The sequence below is a fragment of the Sediminibacterium goheungense genome (genome assembly GCF_004361915.1).
Lineage (GTDB): Bacteria > Bacteroidota > Bacteroidia > Chitinophagales > Chitinophagaceae > Sediminibacterium > Sediminibacterium goheungense.
In genome coordinates this window covers 1,708,145-1,729,222 of sequence record NZ_SNWP01000010.1, presented here as the reverse complement: position 1 = coordinate 1,729,222, position 21,078 = coordinate 1,708,145, and the positions used below count along the sequence as shown (strand labels likewise).

General features: G+C 42.9%; 15 protein-coding genes. 6 read left to right on the top strand and 9 right to left on the bottom strand.

What is annotated here, in order from left to right:
- Nucleotides 1–234: 234 nt before the first annotated feature.
- The 7 genes from BC659_RS07400 to ybeY form a co-directional block, all read right to left on the bottom strand.
- Complete coding sequence (locus tag BC659_RS07400) at nucleotides 235–1,557, bottom strand: amidohydrolase family protein (protein WP_133474032.1); 1,323 nt, start codon at nucleotides 1,555–1,557, stop codon at nucleotides 235–237.
- Nucleotides 1,558–1,568: 11 nt separating this feature from the next.
- Nucleotides 1,569–4,628: an amidohydrolase family protein gene (locus BC659_RS07395; protein WP_133474031.1), complete on the bottom strand. Its 3,060-nt coding sequence runs from the start codon at nucleotides 4,626–4,628 to the stop codon at nucleotides 1,569–1,571.
- 170 nt (nucleotides 4,629–4,798) lie between these two features.
- Entirely contained in the window at nucleotides 4,799–5,812 is a 1,014-nt protein-coding gene (locus BC659_RS07390) for a proline iminopeptidase-family hydrolase (protein ID WP_133474030.1), read from the bottom strand.
- 117 nt (nucleotides 5,813–5,929) lie between these two features.
- Nucleotides 5,930–6,634: a hypothetical protein gene (locus BC659_RS07385; protein ID WP_133474029.1), complete on the bottom strand. Its 705-nt coding sequence runs from the start codon at nucleotides 6,632–6,634 to the stop codon at nucleotides 5,930–5,932.
- Between the two features lie 107 nt (nucleotides 6,635–6,741).
- On the bottom strand, nucleotides 6,742–8,610 hold the full coding sequence (gene mnmG / locus BC659_RS07380; RefSeq protein ID WP_133474028.1) for a tRNA uridine-5-carboxymethylaminomethyl(34) synthesis enzyme MnmG: 1,869 nt from the start codon (nucleotides 8,608–8,610) through the stop codon (nucleotides 6,742–6,744).
- Nucleotides 8,611–8,640: 30 nt separating this feature from the next.
- Nucleotides 8,641–9,255 (bottom strand): hypothetical protein, encoded by a 615-nt coding sequence (locus tag BC659_RS07375; protein ID WP_133474027.1) that lies wholly within the window; start codon nucleotides 9,253–9,255, stop codon nucleotides 8,641–8,643.
- A gap of 408 nt (nucleotides 9,256–9,663) precedes the next feature.
- Complete coding sequence (ybeY, locus tag BC659_RS07370; RefSeq protein ID WP_246027089.1) at nucleotides 9,664–10,098, bottom strand: rRNA maturation RNase YbeY; 435 nt, start codon at nucleotides 10,096–10,098, stop codon at nucleotides 9,664–9,666.
- Nucleotides 10,099–10,145: 47 nt separating this feature from the next.
- On the opposite strand from ybeY, the gene BC659_RS07365 reads away from it, so the two are divergent.
- From BC659_RS07365 to BC659_RS07355, 3 genes are all read left to right on the top strand, one after another.
- Entirely contained in the window at nucleotides 10,146–10,406 is a 261-nt protein-coding gene (locus tag BC659_RS07365; RefSeq protein WP_246027088.1) for a FeoA family protein, read from the top strand.
- Between the two features lie 29 nt (nucleotides 10,407–10,435).
- On the top strand, nucleotides 10,436–11,005 hold the full coding sequence (nadD, locus tag BC659_RS07360; protein ID WP_133474026.1) for a nicotinate (nicotinamide) nucleotide adenylyltransferase: 570 nt from the start codon (nucleotides 10,436–10,438) through the stop codon (nucleotides 11,003–11,005).
- Nucleotides 11,006–11,158: 153 nt separating this feature from the next.
- A complete protein-coding gene (locus BC659_RS07355) occupies nucleotides 11,159–13,618 on the top strand; it encodes a prolyl oligopeptidase family serine peptidase (protein WP_133474025.1) in 2,460 nt (819 codons plus the stop codon).
- Nucleotides 13,619–13,659: 41 nt separating this feature from the next.
- On the opposite strand, the gene BC659_RS07350 is transcribed toward BC659_RS07355, so the two are convergent.
- Together BC659_RS07350 and BC659_RS07345 are read right to left on the bottom strand one after the other, a co-directional pair.
- Complete coding sequence (locus BC659_RS07350; RefSeq protein ID WP_133474024.1) at nucleotides 13,660–14,166, bottom strand: DUF2480 family protein; 507 nt, start codon at nucleotides 14,164–14,166, stop codon at nucleotides 13,660–13,662.
- Nucleotides 14,167–14,382: 216 nt separating this feature from the next.
- Complete coding sequence (locus tag BC659_RS07345) at nucleotides 14,383–16,470, bottom strand: peptidylprolyl isomerase (RefSeq protein WP_133474023.1); 2,088 nt, start codon at nucleotides 16,468–16,470, stop codon at nucleotides 14,383–14,385.
- A gap of 606 nt (nucleotides 16,471–17,076) precedes the next feature.
- Here BC659_RS07345 and nadA point away from each other — a divergent pair.
- The 3 genes from nadA to BC659_RS07330 all read left to right on the top strand — a co-directional run bounded on the left by nadA (nucleotide 17,077) and on the right by BC659_RS07330 (nucleotide 21,078).
- Nucleotides 17,077–18,084 (top strand): quinolinate synthase NadA, encoded by a 1,008-nt coding sequence (nadA, locus tag BC659_RS07340; protein WP_133474022.1) that lies wholly within the window; start codon nucleotides 17,077–17,079, stop codon nucleotides 18,082–18,084.
- A gap of 110 nt (nucleotides 18,085–18,194) precedes the next feature.
- The gene (locus BC659_RS07335) at nucleotides 18,195–19,025 is read left to right on the top strand and encodes a maleylpyruvate isomerase N-terminal domain-containing protein (protein WP_133474021.1); all 831 of its coding nucleotides are present in this window, start codon (nucleotides 18,195–18,197) and stop codon (nucleotides 19,023–19,025) included.
- A 166-nt stretch (nucleotides 19,026–19,191) separates the two neighbouring features.
- Nucleotides 19,192–21,078 (top strand): gamma-glutamyltransferase family protein, encoded by a 1,887-nt coding sequence (locus BC659_RS07330; protein WP_133474020.1) that lies wholly within the window; start codon nucleotides 19,192–19,194, stop codon nucleotides 21,076–21,078.

Here is a 21,078-nt window from a genome sequence, read left to right as displayed (position 1 = left end):
GTTACAGACCGACACCTGTTAAGGACCCTATAAGAACGATGAGCGGTAACGGGGGTAGAAGGATGGCGATTAGCGCTGATGTCCCCCGGCTCCCTAAAGGGGGTGTGACTTTTTTACCGAACTGGTAAGTCCGCCATGGAGCAGAGATAAAACACCCCCTTCAGGGGGCCGGGGGGAGGGGCACAAAAAAACCCCGGCTAAGTTGCCGGGGCTTTTGATAGACAATCTTGTCTTTTATTTAATGCCGTATTTGTGCTTGTAGCGCTCAAATAACTGTGTGTGCTTGCTTTGCAGGCTGATACCACGGCCCTGTATAAAGGCATTGGTAATAATACTGCTCTTCATATCAAGGATATCACCTTCACTGATAACGATATTGGCATCCTTACCCACTTCCAGTGTTCCGGTTCTGTCATCAATTCCCAGAATTTTGGCTGCGTTATAGGTAATGGCTTTCAGCGCTTCTTCTTTACCCAAACCATAGGCTGCTGCAGTACCCGCATTAAAGGGCAGGTTACGTCCACGGTTCTGTGGGTCGTCATCGTTCAGACAATACAGTACCCCTGCTTTTTGCAGGTAGGTAGCTGATTTATAGGGCTGATCCACATCATCATCATCCAGCGTGGGCAGGTTATGCTCCTGTGTAAGAATCACAGAGATATTGTTTTGCTTGAGGATGTCGGCCACCTGCCAGCTTTCACCGGCACCTACGAGTACCACATCAAAACCAAACTCTTTTACAAAGTCAATCGCAATCAACATTTGTTTTACCTGTGAGCAATGGATGTAGAATTTTTGCTTCTTATCAAACAATGCTTTGGTGGCTTCAAATTTCAGGTTGATTTCTTTGCCTGCATCTTTCTGGTGATAGGCTTTCGCTTCTCTGAAAAACGCTTTTACGCCTTCAATTCTGTCGAGTGCTGCTTTTACGGGATCTGATTGTTGCTGTGGGCCCAGCAATGCCAGCAGTGCCGCAAAACGGCCGCCGCCCGGACGCGCCAAAAGGCTAGGCATATAAAAATGCATGCCATTGTCTGCTTTATAAGCCGCATCTTCCCAGTTCCATGCATCAAGCTGTACCACAGAAGACTGACCAGCGATTAATTGTCCGCCAGGAATTACCTGTGCAAACAAAACACCATTGGCTCGGATGGTATTGGTGATAATAGACTCTGCTTTATAGGCTACAATAGAACGAACCGATGGATTCAAATCACCCAGTTCATTGATATCGGTGCTACCACGCACACCCGAAATTTCCTGCAAGCCCAGGTTGGAGGCAGGCAGAATAATACCGGGGTATACATGTTTGCCCTTTGCATCAATTGTAGTTTCAGCAGAAGGCGCGCCAGAGGCAGCACCTGCATACGTGATCTTTCCATTATCGAAAACAACGGTACCGTTTTCGATTACATTACCATTACCCACATGCACCGTGGCGTTGGTAATGGCTGTTTTTTTCGTTTGCCTGGCTGCAGGATACACATCATCCTGCGCAACCGTTGCTTTTGAAAGCAACAGTGTAAGCACGCTTATATATAAAAATGATTTTTTCATGTTGCAGTAGTTTATTGGTTATCGCCATGGGTTTCTTCCTCTGCCTCAATTTCCAGCATACCCAGTTTGTGAGAATGGTCTAAACAGGTGTGTACATATTTGTAACTGGGTGTTGCCGGCATGGTTGGACGGCCACCGCGTTTTTCACCCACCATTTTACCGATGAGTCTTGTACGTTCTGCTAATACCTGTTTGCGCATAGCAGCATCTTTTTCACGATCGAAATAGATGATACCATCTACCATTGTTTTTTCTGCCTTGGCATAAATACTCAATGGATTATCGCTCCACAAAACAAGATCTGCGTCTTTGCCTGCTTTAATACTTCCTACCCTGTCATCAACATGCAGCATTTTTGCCGGGTTTATGGTAACCATTCTCAACGCTTCTTCTTCAGACAAACCGCCATACTTTACACTCTTTGCTGCTTCCTGGTTCAGGCGACGCGCCATTTCAGCATCATCAGAGTTGATGGCAACATTCAATCCTACTTTGTTCATAATATAGGCATTGTATGGAATAGCATCGGTTACTTCCACTTTGTACGCCCACCAATCTGAGAAGGTTGATGCAGCGGCACCATGTGCTTTCATTTTATCGGCCACTTTATATCCCTCAAGAATATGCGTGAATGTGTTTACACGGAAACCGAATTTTTCAGCAACACGCATAGTAGCTGTGATCTCACTCTGTACATAGGAGTGACAGGTGATGAAACGTTTTTTATTCATGATCTCTACCAACGCATCCAGTTCAAGATCGCGACGGGTACCTTTCGGATCTGCTTTCATCGCTTTCTCATAGGCTACCGCACGGGTAAAGGCATCGGTTAATACCTGCTCAACACCCATACGTGTATCGGGGAAACGATTGTTATTGGTAGATGAAGTACGTTTTACGTTTTCACCCAATGCAAACTTGATAAATGGATCCCAGTTTTTGAATTTCAGCTCTTCATCATTCACGCCCCAGCGTAATTTAATCAGCTGTGTCTGACCACCAATGGTATTGGCAGAACCATGCAGAATATGTGAAGTGGTTACACCGCCGCTTAACTGACGGTAGATATTGATATCATCCGGATCGAGGTTATCCTGCATACGAACTTCAGATGTTACACTCTGTGCACCTTCATTGGTAGAAGCAGAAGCGATATGTGAGTGTTCATCAATAATACCGGCTGTAAGGTGTTTACCTGTACCATCAATTACAGTAGCAGCCGCATCACTCAGGTTTTTACCTACGCGTACTATTTTTCCTGCTTTTACCAATACATCTGTTCCTTCCAGTTTACCTTCTTTTTCGCTCGTCCACACGGTAGCGTTTTTAATCAGGTAATTTCCCTGTTGAGGTAAAGTAGAATCTGAACCAAATGCAGTAAAGGGATACATGGTTTTACCAATCCTGTTGGGAGGTGTTGGTCTTGTGCGCGCATTCGCTGTGTCTGGTTTTGCTGAATTGAGTGTTGCTGTCCAGGTCATTCTGTTCCCTTCTGCATCTTCGGCCATACCGTTCCAGTCGCCGCCATTGTTAAAACCGCTGAATCGGATAATATTACGTGAACGTCTTTCAGGTGCAAAGCTGAACTTCACTGCTTTGCCATCGAAGCTGAATGTAGCGGTAACGGTATCTTTTGCGATTACGGTTGCTGATGAACTGCTTTTTACATCTACCGTATACGTGTTGGTTCCTTTGCTACCATTGGTAGTTAAAGTATACAAACCGGTTACACTGTTCCAGGCGCTTTCGTTCACTGCGTGTTTTTTACCCTGTACCCAGTTCTGGAGAATAGTGGTTCTTTCTGCAAATACAGGACCGGTAGTAATTACGAAGTTGGCCAGTTTGCCATTATCAATACTACCTACTTTATCATATACACCCAACCATGTAGCCGGTGTTTTGGTTAATGCTTCCAACGCTCCTTTTTCAGTTAAACCATTTTCCATGGCTTTGCGCAGATTAGTCATAAATGTGCGGGCATCGCGCAGGTCGGCAGAAGTTAATGCAAATGAAATACCTGCTTTTTCAATAGCAGCGGGGTTGGTAGGTGCCAGCTCCCAATTTTTCATATCAGCCAATGATACCAGACGGGCATCATTCGGATCTTCCACATCCATGGCAGCGGGGAAATTCAGTCCAACAATCAATGGCGCTTTGGTAGCGGCTACTTCTTTAATGCGCTGGTATTCTTTACCTGTTGCCTTTAAAATGTACTGAACACCAAACTCATCGCCCACACGGTCTGCACGGATGATGTTCCAGAAATCTGTACCCGCTCTGTCGGCCGGATCAAAGATTTGTGGAAGTGTTTGCTGGTCATTAAAATATTTCAGTGTAATGTTTACGCCATCACCCTGTAAACCGGCTGCAGCGGGATTGTTCTTATACCACTGAGCGTCCAGATAAGTCTGGCGAAGCAATGCAATGGTTCCCATCAGCGAACCAGGATAAGATTGCGTAGAAGTTCCTTTATTGAAAGACAGGTGTGCAGATGCTTTGTCTTTTACAATCAGATAATTGTCGGCATCATTGGCCAGTGTAACCACGGTTCCTGTTCCACGGGTAATACCATCTTTCTGGTGAGAGAGTACGGTACCAAAACCCATATCGCGTAAAGGTTTTGCACGTGACTCATCGGCCGAAAATATTTTGTAGGCCTGAACATCAGATTTTAATGCCTGGTTCCAACCATAAGCACCTTTCTGACTTGAGGTTAACTGAGCGGGTGCATTAAAATTAAATCCGCCTCCGCCCTGCTGACGCTGAGCCTGCGGCATCCCATAATCACTAAAGATGTCTACGAAAGAAGGATAGATATATTTATCCTTGCAGTCAACCACCACTGCATCTTTGGGTATTGCTACACCATTGCCTACGGAAACAATTTTTCCGTCTCGAATCACCAGTGTGGCATTGGTTAAGGTGGTTTGTGCATCTTTTACAATGGTGGCATTGGTAAACGCATAACATCCGTCGCGTTTGTCTCCAACACCATTAACCTGAAATGTTTCCTGGGCCTGCAGCAATGATGCAAACAGGAGCCCTGAAAACAGGAGCTTTAATCTTCTCATGGTAGTGTTTAGATTGGTTTTAGGAAGACTTTAAAGCTACATAAATAAGCGGGCTGGCAAAAAAGGTTTTATTGTTTTAAGGATGAACGGATAAAATGAATCGGTGAGAAGCTGTTCGCCAGCTTTTCTTAGCGCCGGACTTAAGTCCGGCGCTAAGAAAAGAGCCTCTGTTATTCTCCGGCATCCGTTTCCTTGATAAACTTTATAACCCCTTCCATAAATACTTTCTGGTCGTCCCACATGGCCAGGTGGCTGCCATTGGGGCAGTAAAGGTATTTTCCGTTCTTCACCTGTTTGCTCATCCATTCCATGTGAGCGGGGTCCATGGTATCGTATCTGGCACCCACGGTAAGGGTGGGGACGGTAATTTTGGGTAGATCGGCCTTTCGATCCCAGGTAAGCAGGCGGCCGCCCACTTTGAATTCACTGGGCCCCTGCATCATAACATATATACTTTCGTTAACATGTTTGAAGGCCCGCGCCACCGGATCGGGTAATTCGGGGAGCCTGCAGAGGTGTTGGGTGTAATATTCCTGAAAAACCAGCGACTGATAAGTAGGGTCCTTGAACTGGCCCTTGGCTTCATATGCCTGTAAACTGTCTACCAGGCTCGCCCGCATCTGCGAGCGCAAAACAGCATTGTATTTTTCATAATCCGGAATACTGGCCATCATATTACAAATGATCAGTCCTTTCAGGTGTTGCTGGTATTTCAATGCATATTCCATTCCGAGGATACCACCCCAGGAATTGCCAAGAATATAAAAATTGTCTTTATTAAGTCCCAGTGCTACGCGTACCTGTTCTACTTCTTCCACAAAACGTTCCGTGGTCCACAGAGAACTATCGGTGGGCTGATCGCTGTAATAAGAACCCAGTTGGTCATACTCAATCATTTCAAAACCTTCTTTGGGGAAGAAGCTTTCAAAAGCTTCCATATACTCATGCGTCATGGCCGGACCACCATGCAGTAGCAGTACTTTGATGCGGGGATTATTGCCGATGGTTTTGGTCCAGACTTTAAAAGTACCCACCGGTGTTTGTATCGGAACCATTTTAATGCCCGCTACCTGAACACCAGAATCTTTGTGTGCGAAATAGTCTGCTACGGTTGTTTGTTTTTGATTACAGGAAAAAACCTGAATAAGAAGAATGAGGAATAAGATATTCTTAATAGATCTCATAGCATTATCTGGTTGTATACTAATAAAGATAGTGATTGTTTGGGGAGTTATAATTGTTGCTATAATTAAGACACAGATTAGCGTAAAACCAATCTGTGAATCTGTGGCTCATCCGATTTATCGGCGGGGTTGATTTACGTGTGCTTGCTTTTTTCTTTTCAGCAAAGCCTCAAAATTAATTTTGTCGAAATCGTATTCGAATGTTTTACTGGTTCCATGATTCACCACGGCCGGAAAAAAATGTACTTTGTTTGCGTCTACGAGTAAGCGGCGTTCGGGTTTTTTATTTGCATTCGGAAAACCATATGTGAATACGGCTATTCCCCTGGCTGTATCTATCAACTCAATTTGAACCTGTTTGGGCCACCATTTATTTTCGCGCTGAATGGTAAGCCGGTTGGATGAAGCAGTATAGATCTTTTCGAGTCTGCTGGGCTCGGGTCCTTCCATGGTATAATCAATCGTTGTGCTATCGGTAATTTCAAAGCGGTAATGGTTGCCATAGTCAGATGGGCTGTACAAATAATATTTTCCCTTTAGCCGGTATAAGGCGATCCATTTTTTTGGAAAGCCTGAGGGTATATTCTGTTTTTGTACTGGTTGAAGTTCAGCGAGCTCATCAAAATAAGTAGCGCTATCAAATTCACTAAACGTAAATTTTGTGAGTTGTTTTTTTATGTGTTGGCCTGTGTCAATATAAATAGCAAAATATTCCGTTTCCGGTGTTCTTGTAAAATGTCTGCGCAAAAAAATAGTGTCTTTTTTTTGTGCATAGGAGCCTGCGGTCAATATAGTAGCTAGTAGAAGAAATTGCAGCTTCATTCGAAAAGTTACTCATTTTTTGTGCAATCCTGAAAAAGGGGGCGCTTACTCTACGATTTGTTCAATGAGTAAAATCAATCTAGAGGGCGCTAAGAGAAGCCGTGAAACTATCTCCCCATATACACCATCAATATCTGCACATCGCTCGGATTTACGCCGCTGATACGGCTTGCCTGTCCTAATGTTCTCGGACGAATGCGTTTGAATTTTTGCAGGGCCTCGTTTGATAGCGCTGCAACGCGATCGTAATCAAAGCTATCCGGAATCTGCGTATTCTCCATCTGGCTCATTCTGGTTGCTATCTCCTGTTCTTTCTCAATATATCTTTCGTACTTGATCTGTATTTCAGATTGCCCCAGGCTGTCGCGGTCAAACGCTGCTATGGCATCTTTTAATGCAGGAATATATTCAGCCATTGACGGCAGGTCCACATTCGGACGCAGGATAATTTTGGAGGCTTTTTGTTTTTCGGTAATCAGCGCAGATCCTATTTTTTCAAAATAAGGATTGATCTGATCCGGCTCCACATTCAGCTCCTGTAATATTTTCTTCACCGCCGCAACATTGTTTCGCTTGCTGATCACTTTATCCATTCTGTCCTGCGAAGCCAGTCCGAGCCGGTAACTCATTTCTGTGAGACGCAGATCGGCATTGTCCTGGCGCAGGAGGGTTCTGAATTCTGCGCGACTGGTAAACATGCGATAGGGTTCATCGGTACCTTTGCTGATGAGGTCATCAATCAATACACCGATATAGGCTTCACTACGCTGTAAAATAACAGGGGCCAGCTCTCTCGATTTCTGGTGCGCATTGATGCCCGCCATCAAGCCCTGACAGGCCGCTTCTTCATAACCCGTGGTACCATTGATTTGTCCGGCAAAAAATAAATTGGCAACCGGTTTGGTTTCGAGAGAATACTGTAATTGTGTGGGTGGAAAATAATCGTACTCAATCGCGTATCCAGGTCTGAATATTCTGCAGTTCTCAAACCCCGGAACAGTACGAATTGCTTCGTATTGAACTTCTTCTGGTAAGGAGGTCGAGAAACCGTTTACATAGATTTCCACGGTATTCCAGCCTTCGGGTTCTACAAAGAGCTGATGGCGCTCACGGTCTGCAAAGCGGTTGATTTTATCTTCAATACTGGGGCAGTACCTGGGGCCCGTTCCTTCTATTCTTCCCTGAAACATCGGACTTCTGTCGAAGCCTGTTTTTAAAATATCGTGTACTTTCTCGTTGGTATAGGTAATATAACAGCTGCGCTGGTCGGCGGCTTTTATACGGGGGGTATCGGTATAGGAGAAGCCCACAATTTCATCATCTCCTTTCTGCTCTTCCATTTTGCTGTAATCCAGGCTACGGCCGTCAACTCGTGGCGGTGTACCTGTTTTCAAACGATCGCTTTCAAAACCCAGCTCCACCAGTTGTTCAGTAATGCCTGTGGCAGCTTTTTCTGCCACTCGCCCACCACCAAACTGTTTCTCGCCGATATGAATAATACCATTAAGAAAGGTTCCGCTGGTTACCACTACGGTTTTGGATGCTATTTCATGCCCCAGACCCGTAACCACCCCACAGGCCCTGCCGTCTTTAATAATGATGGACCGAACCATATCCTGATAGAAGTCTACATTGGGTGTGTTTTCCAGCATTTCTCTCCACTTGGCAGCAAAAAGCATACGATCGTTCTGGGTGCGCGGGCTCCACATGGCCGGACCCTTACTCCTGTTCAGCATTCGGAACTGAATGGTGCTCAGATCAGACACTATACCACTGTATCCACCCAGCGCATCAATCTCCCGAACAATCTGTCCCTTGGCGATGCCACCCATGGCGGGGTTACAGCTCATCTGGGCGATGGTCTGCATATTCATGGTTACCAATAAAACCTTACTGCCCAGATTGGCGGCGGCGGCAGCGGCCTCACAACCGGCATGGCCGGCACCCACTACTATTACATCGTATTGCGGAAACATAGTTTGCAAAGATAGTTCAGGCCATAGGCATTAGCTGAACTTTTTAAGGATTTCACGTTCAAGCAGAATCTCTTTTAACTCGGCCCCTCTGTTTAACCGGTCCAATTCTTCTGCCGTTAATGCATGAATCTGTTCTATCCTTTCCTGTTGGTTAACCAAAAATGAATAGACGGCATCAGGTATATCAACATGTCCAGCCTCAATCTCAATGAGTTTAGCTAACATTTCAGTGCACTTTTTCTCCTTTGTCTTTATTTGCAGCTGGGTAAAATAGGTCTTGGCTGAGAGAAGGTTGAAGGAGGAACTATGCTGACTTTCTTCCTCTACCGGCTGAACCCGCATATTAATAAAGCTCCAACAAAGCTTTAGATCCTTTTCATCTTCAAAATTGAAGTAGGTAGCAGGTATAATATGTTCAATCTGCCAGGCTTTGCCATAATTATCCCAACTCATTGGTTCACAAAACTGAAGCGTAAACCAGTCCCTTAGTGTTTGGATGTCTAAACCAAAGTAAGAAGCATAGGTTTCGCTTGGTTTTTGCTCTACCACATACCGGCGATAAGCTAACTGCCACTTTCTTTTTTCCCTTAACCGTATAAGAGAATCGGTGATTTCGGTTTGTGGGGTCCATCTTTTTCTTGCCATAACCCAAAACTAAGCAATGTTTCAGGATGAAACTGGGATTCGTGGAACAATTCTTAGTGTGATGTTTCGGGATGAAACTGTGTTTTGTGGAACATATGTCGAGTTGTAATTGGCTGATTATTATTGCCGCTAGCGTGATCAACTCGAATTTGTTTCGACGGTTAACCGATAGTATCGGTTTCCATTCCTTTCTTTATTGATCCCGGCCACTGTATCATTGATTCAACACCTAATTATTTAGCGGTATTAAGGTGAGCACCTAGAACACATGTTCTCATAGTAGGTAAGATTAATCAAACCAGATCCTTATAATCATGATAATCCAGGTTCCATAGGCTCTCTCTATATGCACCGGCCCAAGAAATGAAGGAGTCGGTATAGTCTCTTGGAATTAAAGGGTGCCAAGAATTAGAACTGAGAGGAAAACTTGCGCAGATAAAAGTCCTCCTTTGTTCGCATCTGGGTAATATCAGCTTTCCGCTTGTCTTTATACCCGCAGAGATGTAATGCCCCGTGAAATATTACACGTAACATTTCATCCTTAAAAGAAACACCCAGTTGTTTGGCATTGTCCTTTACCCTATCTACACTGATATAAATTTCAGCTTCCACCGGTTCACCGGGCTCTGATAAACCAAAGGTGATGATGTCAGTATAATAATCGTGCTGCAGGAAACTCCGGTTAATGGTAAGCAGGTATTCATCTGAACAGAAAACATAATTGATGCCTCCCAGCTTCTTCTTCTCCTTCTTAAAAATGGTTCCTACAAAAACCCGGGTAGCGGTTTTATTGGGAAGATTCAATTGTCTGTCGGCGTAACGAAACGTAATACTGTTCATCATCGTATATCTCTAATACTCCAAAATTCGTAACAAAAACCTATCCTACCATGCTACCTTTATATAATATTTATACGCAGGCGATGAAACGATTGTCAGATTTAGAAGCAGGACAAAAAGCGGTGATCAATTCTTTTGAAAAAGACGAGATCTTTATCAAGTTGATGGAAATGGGTTGTGTGCCTGGTGAACTGGTACAGGTAGAACAGGTAGCCCCAATGGGCGACCCGATTTCTATCTCAGTTGCAGGATACCATCTCAGCCTTAGATTAAGTGAAGCAAGGAGTATCTTTGTAGATGACGTAAAATAATGCTAAATAATTGATAATCAATCACTTAGATGAATATTGGTCTCTATTTTGGTTCTTTTAATCCCGTTCACACCGGACACCTTATTATAGCATCACATGTGGTGAACCAAACCGATATTCAACAGGTATGGCTGGTGGTTTCTCCCCAGAATCCTTTTAAAAATGCTGCTGGCCTATTAAACGAGTACGACAGGCTTCATCTCGTAAACCTGGCTATCGACGATGAAACGCGTATCCGCGCCTCAGATGTGGAATTCAAACTGCCACGCCCCTCTTATACCATTGATACACTTACTTATCTACGCGAAAAATATCCGCAACATCATTTCAGCATTATCATGGGTAGCGATGGTTTTCAGAACCTGCCAAAATGGAAGAATGCTGATCTACTGATAAAAGAGTATCCATTCATTATTTACAAAAGACCCGGCTTCGATATCACAGAAACCTGGAACACAAATTTGCAAATTCTCGATGCGCCCATGCTTGATATTTCAGCTACGTTAATCCGTAATAATATTCGCGAAGGAAAATCGGTCCGCTATCTTGTTCCTGATAAAGTAAGAGAAGAGATAGAAAGAAATAATTACTACAGATAACTTGGATGTACAGGATTAGAAGGGATGGCTATGATATCATTACCTACCATCAAAGTTATCTCTCTCCATCCTGCCCATCCAAGTTCACCCTTCTATAAAATTCATTTTCTCATTCGCCCCCGTTACTATAGATTTATCGGATAAACCAGACGAATGAAAAATAAACTGCTTATCGTCGGCTTTCTGCTGGCCGGCATTACTGCATCTGCTCAACTTACGGTTGAAAAAATTATGCGTGATCCTAAATGGATCGGCACATCTCCCTCCAATGTTTTCTGGAGTCCCGACAGTAAAAAGATTTTCTTTAGCTGGAACCCTGATCAGAAAATTTCTGATTCGATATATGCATATACTATCGGTTCATCAGCACCCGTTAAAGCCAATCTTCAGGAAATTCAATTGGTACAATCAGTAAACAATGCTGTATTTAATGATAAGCGTACCAAAAAAGTATATACGCATAAAGGTGATCTCTTCCTTGTAGATGTAGCCACCAACAAAACAACACGTATCACCCAAACACAGGATCCGGAATTTTCTCCCCGTTTTATCCTGAATGATGAATGGGTTGTGTATAACAGAAACCAGAATTTATTCAGCTGGAATATTGAATCCGGTATTACGCTTCAATTAACCAATATCAGCAGGGGTTCAGAAACACCGACAGTTACTTCTGTAGTCACGGGCGGTGGTCGCGGTGGTTTTGGTGGTGGTGGTTTTAACAACACCTCCGTTATTCCACAGAGATCGCAGCAGTCTACACCAGCGAGTGTTCAAACGCAGGAGCCCTGGTTACGTCAACAGCAACTGGATTTATTTGATGTCCTGAGAGAAAGAAAAGAAAAAAGAGATGCCCGTGCAGATTTTCTGCGTGTAAACCGCGACTCTGTGGAACTCAGATCAATTGGTATTGGCGATAAAAACTTACAGAACCTGCAGATCAGTCCCGACGGTCGATTTGTAACCTATCGCTTATATACAGCACCCGCTTCTGGAAAAAACACCATTGTCCCAGATTATGTTACCGAGTCAGGTTTCACTACCGACATTCCGGCAAGAACCAAAGTGGGAGCACCCCTCGGCAAATATGAGTTTTTTATTTATGATAAAACAAAAGACAAGCTCATTGCCGTTGCAACAGACTCTGCTGCTATTCCGGGTATTATGGATCAACCCGATTATGTAAAAGATTATCCAAAATTATTTGGCAATCGTCGCGCACCTGTTCGTGGTGTCATGATCAACGGACCATACTGGAATGCATCCGGATCTGTAGCCATCGTTGACATTCGTTCACAAGACAATAAAGATCGTTGGATCATGCAGCTGGATGCAGAGACAGGCAAGCTGAAATTACTCGATCGTCAGCGTGATGAAGCCTGGATCGGCGGACCCGGTGTAAGTGGTTTTGGTGCAACATTCGGCTGGATAGATGATAATCGTTTTTATTTTCAGAGTGAGGCTACCGGTTACTCACACTTATATGTATATGATGTAAAAGCGAATAGCAAAAAAGCACTCACCAGCGGAAAATATGAAGTGCAGTCTGTTTCGCTCAGCAACGATAATAAAGTATTTTACCTCCTTACCAACGAAGAACATCCAGGAAAATTAAACTGGTACCGAATTGGTACCGATGGAAATGGTAAAGAGAAAATCACCGATAAAACAGGTGGTTATGAAGTTAGCATGTCACCTGATGAGAAATGGATTGCCTACCGTTATTCTTACAGTAACAAACCATGGGAATTATTTGTACAGGAAAATGCTGCAGGCAAACCTGTAACACAGGTTACCAATAAAGCCATGACTGAAGAGTTTAAAGCCTATGCATGGAAAGACCCTCAGGTAATTACCATTCCGGCAAGAGATGGTCAGCAGATTTATGCACGACTTTATGAACCAGCCAAGGCGAAAAAAAATAAGGCCGCTGTAATTTTTGTTCATGGTGCTGGTTATTTACAAAACGTACATTACTGGTGGAGCTCCTATTTCCGCGAATACATGTTCCACAACTTATTGGCCGATCAAGGTTATACCGTTATAGATATCGATTACCGCGCCAGTAGTGGTTATGGTCGCGACTGGAGAACTGGTATCTACCGTCATATGGGTGGAAAAGATCTGGATGATCATGTAGATGCCGCCAAAATGCTCACTGAAAAATATGGCATCGACGCTGGCAAAATCGGAATCTATGGTGGAAGCTATGGTGGCTTTATTACGCTGATGGGCTTGTTTACTACGCCCGATGTATTTAAAGCCGGTGCAGCTTTAAGACCCGTAACAGACTGGGCACACTATAATCATGGTTATACTTCCAATATTCTGAACGAACCATTTAATGATAGTATTGCTTATGCAAAATCATCTCCTATTAATTTTGCAAAAGGACTGAAAAATAATCTGTTGATCTGTCATGGAATGGTAGACGTGAATGTTCATTTTCAGGATGTTGTTCGCCTATCTCAAAAACTGATTGAACTCGGGAAAGACAATTGGGAGCTCGCTGTATATCCTATGGAAGACCACGGCTTTGTGGAACCGAGCAGCTGGACGGATGAATATAAACGTATATTAAAACTCTTTAATGAAAAACTATTGAAGAAGTAAATACAAAAAGGCGGTCTGCTTGTAGACCGCCTTTTTATTTATTATCGCTTTTTAAAAATGGGTACCGTACTACAGGGCTCACCATACATAATACTTTTAGCGACCGGCCTTAGCTTTTTTGTAATGGCAACATAAGCCGCTTCGGGAATAGCCAGGTCTCCACAGCCTTTCACAACAATACGCTGATCGGTATATTCTGTATTGTCAATATTATCAATGTTCTTTAGTAAAACCTGGTTAATCAAATCTTCTTCTGATCCGAATACAACCATTTTGGCAACAGGCTCAAGATAACTGGCCACGAGCATATATGCCCACATGGGTATAATAGCATCTGCAGAACAAGTGATGGCTACGTATGCGTCTTTGTAAGTATTCCAGTCTATCTGCAGTAATGCAGCGCGAAAATCTTTTTCCTTAAGAATCAAACCCATAAATAAATGATCCTTGAGATCAAATACTTTTCTGTTTTCTTTGGGATAATAGTTTTCCAGATCCAAACTGATCAGCCCACTTTCGGCTACCTTATTTACAATCACTTCTGCCATACGCTCAAATTATAAACAAAATTACCATATATCCGGGAATTCTGTTTTCGGTTTTGGAAATCGCTAACAATCCCGGGCACTATTACAATTTACAGCGCCGGACCTAAGTCCGGCGCTATGAATCGGATGGTTATCTTATAAAACAAAAACCCGGGTATTACTACCCGGGCTCTAAGTATAATCTAATCTATAACCGGACTTTACTCCGGAATAAGATTAATAGAATTTAAATCTGTTGTCTTTAATAACAGCTGCATTTCTCAGGGCCTGTACGCCACGGAATACAGCCACACGGCCACCTTGCATCAGGGTTTGTTTGATGGTTTCTGTATCCATCACTCCTGGTCGGGCACTATTGCTTTCAACTTTAATGGCAAAAACACCTGTTAATCCTGCAATCGGTGCGCTTACTTTACCCTGTAGAGATTTGTTAAATGCAGCGCCTACAATTTTGGGTTCACTACCTACATTGGGCAAAAACGGAGTAGAGAAGCTCAGGCTGTCTGCACGAAGTACCGGAGAACCAATTGCAGCTGAAATTGCTTCAAGGGTTGCTCCTTTGAATTTGCTTTCGAGAATTTGTTTCGCTTTTTTCTCATTGCGAACGAATCCTTCTACCAATGGTCTTGCTTCTGCTGGAGACATATTACCTGCAGGATTGATGGCAGAAACCATAGCCACTACATACCTGTCGCCTACTTCAATTGGTTCAGATACGCTACCCATTTTGTTTTCATACACCCAACGAACGAGTTGACGGCTTTGTCCAACACCATTTACATTAAAATCATTCTGTTTAATTTCAGCAGCGGTAAGTACGGTAAGATTTGATTTTAATGCAGTGGCATCAAACTCTTTCTTTCCTTTTGCAGCGGAAACAAACTGTGCAGCAGCCGTGCTGGCAGCACTAACCGTTTCTCCACTGGCTAAAACCGGCTTAGATAAATAAGCAATTTTATAAGAAGGGTTGAAATTTTTCTGTCCGAGTACCTCTACATAGTGGTAACCAAACTCAGTTTTCACCACACCTTTAGTGCCAACAGGTTTATCGAAACAGAAATCGTTAAATGGAATTACCATCTGACCCTGAGGGAAATATTCATAAACACCGCCGGTATTTTTATTTCCATCATCAGAATATTTTGCGCAGAGGGCTGTAAAATCTGCACCGCCTTTAATGGCAGCTTCGATACTATCCACTAATTTTTTTGCGGTACTATCTGCTCTTAACAGCTGCTGTGTTTGAGGATTAACGGTTCCGATAAGAATGTGACGAACACGTGCGCTATCGGGCCAGTTTTTTACTCCTATCATTTTTGCAATGGTAAAATTACCACCATCCTGATAAGGGCCATACAATGTACCAACCGGTGTTTTTGTAATAGAATCTTTATTCGGTTGCTGCATTCTTGCTTTGCTGAAATAGCTATCATAATAAGGCAACTCTGTTCCTACTCTGGTAAGAAAAGCGCTTACATCAGAAGTAGTTGCAAACTCTTCTTTCAAACTCATTAACTGATTCAGTGTATTCAAAGTATCAGCACCGCTTGGAGAAGCATTGAAGTATACATAATTGATAGAACGTGTTTCTTCTTCTTTCTGGTATTCTTTGCTATGCTTTTTTACATAAGCATCAATATCTGCATCTGTTACTTTAACAGCGCTGTCAGAAACAGCTGCATATGGCATGTACACATAAGAGATATTTGCAATCGCATTATTATCTGCCTGCTGTTTTTCAACCAGCCATTTAGGAACATAAGAAGCACCTTGTAACAGTGCGAGGTATTTGCTCCTTAATGTTTGTTGGATCGTAGGCTCTATATAAGCCTTGTTGATCATGTCGATCTGTTCTTTATTAGTGCTCTTTTTTAACTGATTAAAAGCCTGTCTTGCTTCAGCTACTTTAAATTCACCAGTATTGGGATCAGTAAATTCCTGACGTAGTGGAGAATTGGGTCCGAATAAAATATCACTCAATTCTTTAGGTGAAACCTGCAAACCGAGTTTCTGATATTCCTGAGATAAAACCATTCTTTCTACTTCCTGGTTCCATAAAGCTCCAATCAGCTGGTCACGCTGTGCGCCCTGTGCACCATACATACGTTCCTGCATGGCCAGTTTTGATTCAAAATCTAGACGGTCAATTTTTTCTCCGTTTACCTTACCAATTACAGAAGTATTGGAGAAAGCACTACCACCTCTTCCTACACCATCCTGAAGGATAAAAGCTATCAGGGCCAATGCAATAATGGCGAAAATGATCCAGGCACCTTTGTCACGAATTCTTTGAATAACAGACATAAATCAGTTTAATTGGTATAATAAATAAAAGCCGCCACACGGCGGGAGGCAAAAATAGGGGTTTAAACCATTTGAACAAATTGTGGAAAACCTATTTTAAGTCAGATGGGGGTTGAATTTGGAAACAATGGTAGATCGCAGATGTCAGATGTTAGATAATTTTTTCAAATCTGACATCTGACATCCGGTATCTGACATTTCAGATTTTCCACATACCCCTGTTTATAACCCTTCATTTCGGTGGAAAACTGAGTATTTTACAGTTCCGATTGTGGAAACCAGTCGAATAAATACCGCCAAATCCGACACCAGCGATCAGACATCAGCGATTTCCCTCATTTTCCTCCGTGTTAACGCACAGTGAAAGAAAAGTGGATAGTGAAAATCGGGTTATGTGTATTGGGTTATTAACCGATGTGGGTTAAAATGGTCTTTTTCAATGTTACCGGAATATTAACCCGTGGAAAAACATGTTAATTAGCGTGGATAAACCTGTACAGATTAACTTTGTACAATGGGGATAAGTAAGTTATCCCGAAATCCACACCCCTAATAGTAATAAGTGATTTATATAAATAAGTATTATTAAATATTATTACCGTGATTATGAACATTTCTGCAGCGAAAGAAAAAATACAGGAAAAAGGTTTTCTCGATATAGAAATAGATGCGCATCTGGATATTTTTGCCGAGATTGAGCGACTTAAGAAAGAAAAAAATGCAATCATTCTCGCACACTACTACCAGGAACCAGATATACAGGATGTGGCAGACTATATTGGAGATAGTCTTGGGCTGGCCCAGAAAGCCCGCGAAACCGATGCCAGTATTATCGTATTTGCCGGCGTACACTTTATGGCAGAAACAGCCAAGATCCTGAATCCGAGTAAAAAAGTACTGTTACCAGACCTGAAAGCAGGTTGTTCCTTAGCCGACAGTGCCCCTGCGGGGCCATTTAAGGCCTTCAGAGACAAACACCCCGATCATATCGTCATATCGTATATAAACTGCACAGCGGAGATTAAAGCGCTGTCAGACATCATCTGTACCAGTGGCAATGCGGAGAAGATTATCGAAAGTGTTCCAAAAGACCAGCCCATCATTTTTGCACCCGACAAGAACCTGGGTGCTTACCTGGCCAAAAAAACCGGAAGGGAGATGGTTTTATGGAATGGTGCCTGTATGGTACATGAAATATTCAGTCTGGAAAAAATCACAAAACTCAAAGTAAGACACCCGCAGGCTAAAATTATTGCCCACCCCGAGTGTGAAGAAGCTGTTCTTGCAGTAGCTGACTATATCGGCAGTACCACACAGTTATTGAAATATTCACAAACCGATAGCAGTAAAGAATATATTGTTGCTACCGAAACTGGTATTCTCCACCAGATGCAACAGGCAAGTCCTGATAAAACATTTATTCCAGCCCCACCCAATAATAATTGTGCGTGTAATGATTGTCCACACATGAAACTGAATACACTGGAAAAACTATACCTGTGTATGATGTATGAGCAACCGGAAATTCACATGGATGAAACACTCCGACTCGCCGCTAAAAAACCCATGGATAGAATGCTGGAGATTAGTAAAGCAGCAGGGCTGATTGGATAGGGGAATATGAAACAGATAAATAAGGAATAAGAAATGAGGAAGTATTTAAACATTATTTTCTGATTCCTTATTTCTTATTTCTTATTCTTCTGTTTAAGTATCTTACAACCATGAATTCACCTGGTCCAATCATCATTACAGATCGTATTCCAGCGCTTGATCAGAAATTAGTAGAATTACTGGAAACATTATCTCCTGCCGACTGGAAAAAACAAACCATTGCTCCTGAATGGAAAGTAGAAGATGTAATACTGCATTTACTGGATGGTAATATCAGGATTCTATCTATTCAAAGAGACCAGTATTTTGGTGTACCTCCAGGAGAAATAAAAGGGTATCACGACTTACTGAATTATTTAAATACACTAAACGCCGACTGGATCAAAGCAGCAAAAAGAATGAGCCCGAAGTTGGTGATTGAATTGCTCAAAGAAACAAATACTGAAATAGCAGCATACCTGCCTACAATAGACCCACTTGCGCCTGCTATGTTTTCTGTTGCCTGGGCAGGTGAAGAACAGTCTGCCAACTGGTTTCACTGGGCAAGAGAGTATACAGAAAAATGGCACCACCAACAACAGATCAGGCTGGCTGTAGGAAAAGAACGGGAATTGTATACAAGAGAATGGTATCATCCACATTTAGAAACTTCGATGCGTGCATTATCCTACCATTACCGGAATTTTCCGGGAAACAAAGGAGACCTGTTATCTTTTCATATAACAGGAGAAGCAGGGGGAACCTGGCATTTATACCATGATGGAACAAAATGGAAACAGGTAGAAAATATAAAGACAGCAGAAAACCTTATTACCATCGAAGGAGAAATAGCCTGGCGATTATTCACCAAAGGAATTAAACCAGAACAAGCAGGGATCAAGGTACAAGGGAACAAGGGAGCGGGAGAACATTTACTTTCTATGCTTGCGGTAATGGCGTAGTAGTTAGAAGTCCGGAGTCCGAAAGTCCGAAGCCAGCAAAAAAATTATAATAGTAATTTCTTCTCACACATTGCTGTTTTTGATCAGACTGGTCAAAAACAGCATTTTTCTTTCGGACTTTCGGACCCCGGACTTTCATACTTATATTTACAAAACAACCATAGAAATGAAAAAACTCCTCATTGCATCATTGTTTGTTTCATCATTCACATTCGCACAGCAAACACAGAAGCCACCATTACATGGAAAGAACTGGATGGCGATTACAGGAAAACCGTTGGCAGCAACTGCAGGATCAATGATATTTCAGAAAGGAGGCAATGCTGTTGATGCATCCTGCGCTATGCTGGCCGCTACCTGTACTATGTGGGATGTGTTGAGCTGGGGAGGAGAAACACAGGCGCTCATTTATAATCCGAAAACAAAAAAAGTAATTGCCATCAATGCTATGGGTGTTGCACCAACCGGTGCAACACCTGAATTTTTTAAGAGCAAGGGCATGAATTTTCCACCACAGTATGGCCCGCTCGCAGCCACCACACCAGGTACACCCGGGGGTATCTGTTTTATGCTGGCAGAATATGGAACCATGAGTCTGAAAGAAGTATTGGCACCTGCAATGGATCTGGCAGCTGGTTATCCGATAGAGGCGCAAACTGCAAACAGTATAGAGAGAGGAAAAGATCAGATTAAACAATGGCAATATAGTAAGCAGGTATTTCTCACACATGCCGGCGAAAAAAGAGAAGCACCTGAGGCGGGAGAAATTTTTGTACAAAAAGACTTACTGAATACACTCACCAAAATGGTGGAGGCAGAACAAAACGCACTGAAAACAGGCAAAAGCAGAAAGGAAGCGATTTATGCAGCGTACGATCGTTTTTATAAAGGTGATATAGCAGATGAATTTGTGAGAGGTGCACAGGAACAGGGAGGATTGATTACCAAAGCAGATCTTGCTAATTGGAAACCTATCGAAGAAGAACCCCTTCAAACGAATTATAAAGGGATTGATGTATATAAACTGAAACAGTGGACACAGGGTCCGGTATTATTACAGGCGCTTAATATACTGGAGAACTTCGACCTGAAAAATATGGGATATAATTCTGCGAAGTATATACACACAGTTTATCAGGCCATGAACCTGAGTTTTGCAGATCGTGATTTTTATTATGGCGATTCTTATGTTGCTCCGGAAGAACCCATGAAAGGATTGCTGAGCAAATCGTATGCAAAACAAAGAGCAGCGCAGATTCGTATGGACAGAAACGATGCTAATGCAGGTCCGGGAGACCCATATCCTTTTGAAGGAAAAACAAATCCCTATATCGGTTTATTAAAGAGTCGCGGATATGATGTAAAAGACACCAGCAACAAAAGAGGTTTTGCGCCCACGCACGACCAGCGCCAATTGGCATCTATTACTGATGCAGAATATAAGGATGCTTTATGGATGGGTACAACATCGGTGGAAGCGGCCGATAAAGAAGGATGGGTGGTATCTATTACCCCCAGTGGTGGGTGGCTGCCGGCTTGTATTGCAGGCAGAACCGGCGTTGGAATGAGTCAGCGTATGCAGAGTTTTGTATTAGACTCAACCATTAATCCATTCAATGTGGTGGCACCGGGAAAAAGACCAAGGGTAACACTTACACCATCAATGGCATTAAAAGAGGGTAAGCCCTGGTTATCATTTGCTGTGCAGGGAGGAGATACACAGGATCAGAACCTCCTGCAGTTTTTCCTCAATATGGTAGAATTTGGTATGACGGTACAGGAAGCGAGTGAAGCCGCTAATATCAATACCAATCAATTATGGTTATCGCTGGGAGGTAATAAAACAGCCGATCGCGCACCCCGTTCCGGAAACCTTTTATTACACAGCAATACACCAGAATGGGTAAGAAAGGAACTACGCAATATGGGATATACATTGAGTTTCGAAGACCGCACCAGCGGACCGATCAATGCAATCTGGTTTGATTGGAAACACGGCTCGTTCTGGGGAGGAAGCAGTAACCATGGTGAAGATTATGGAATAGGCTGGTAA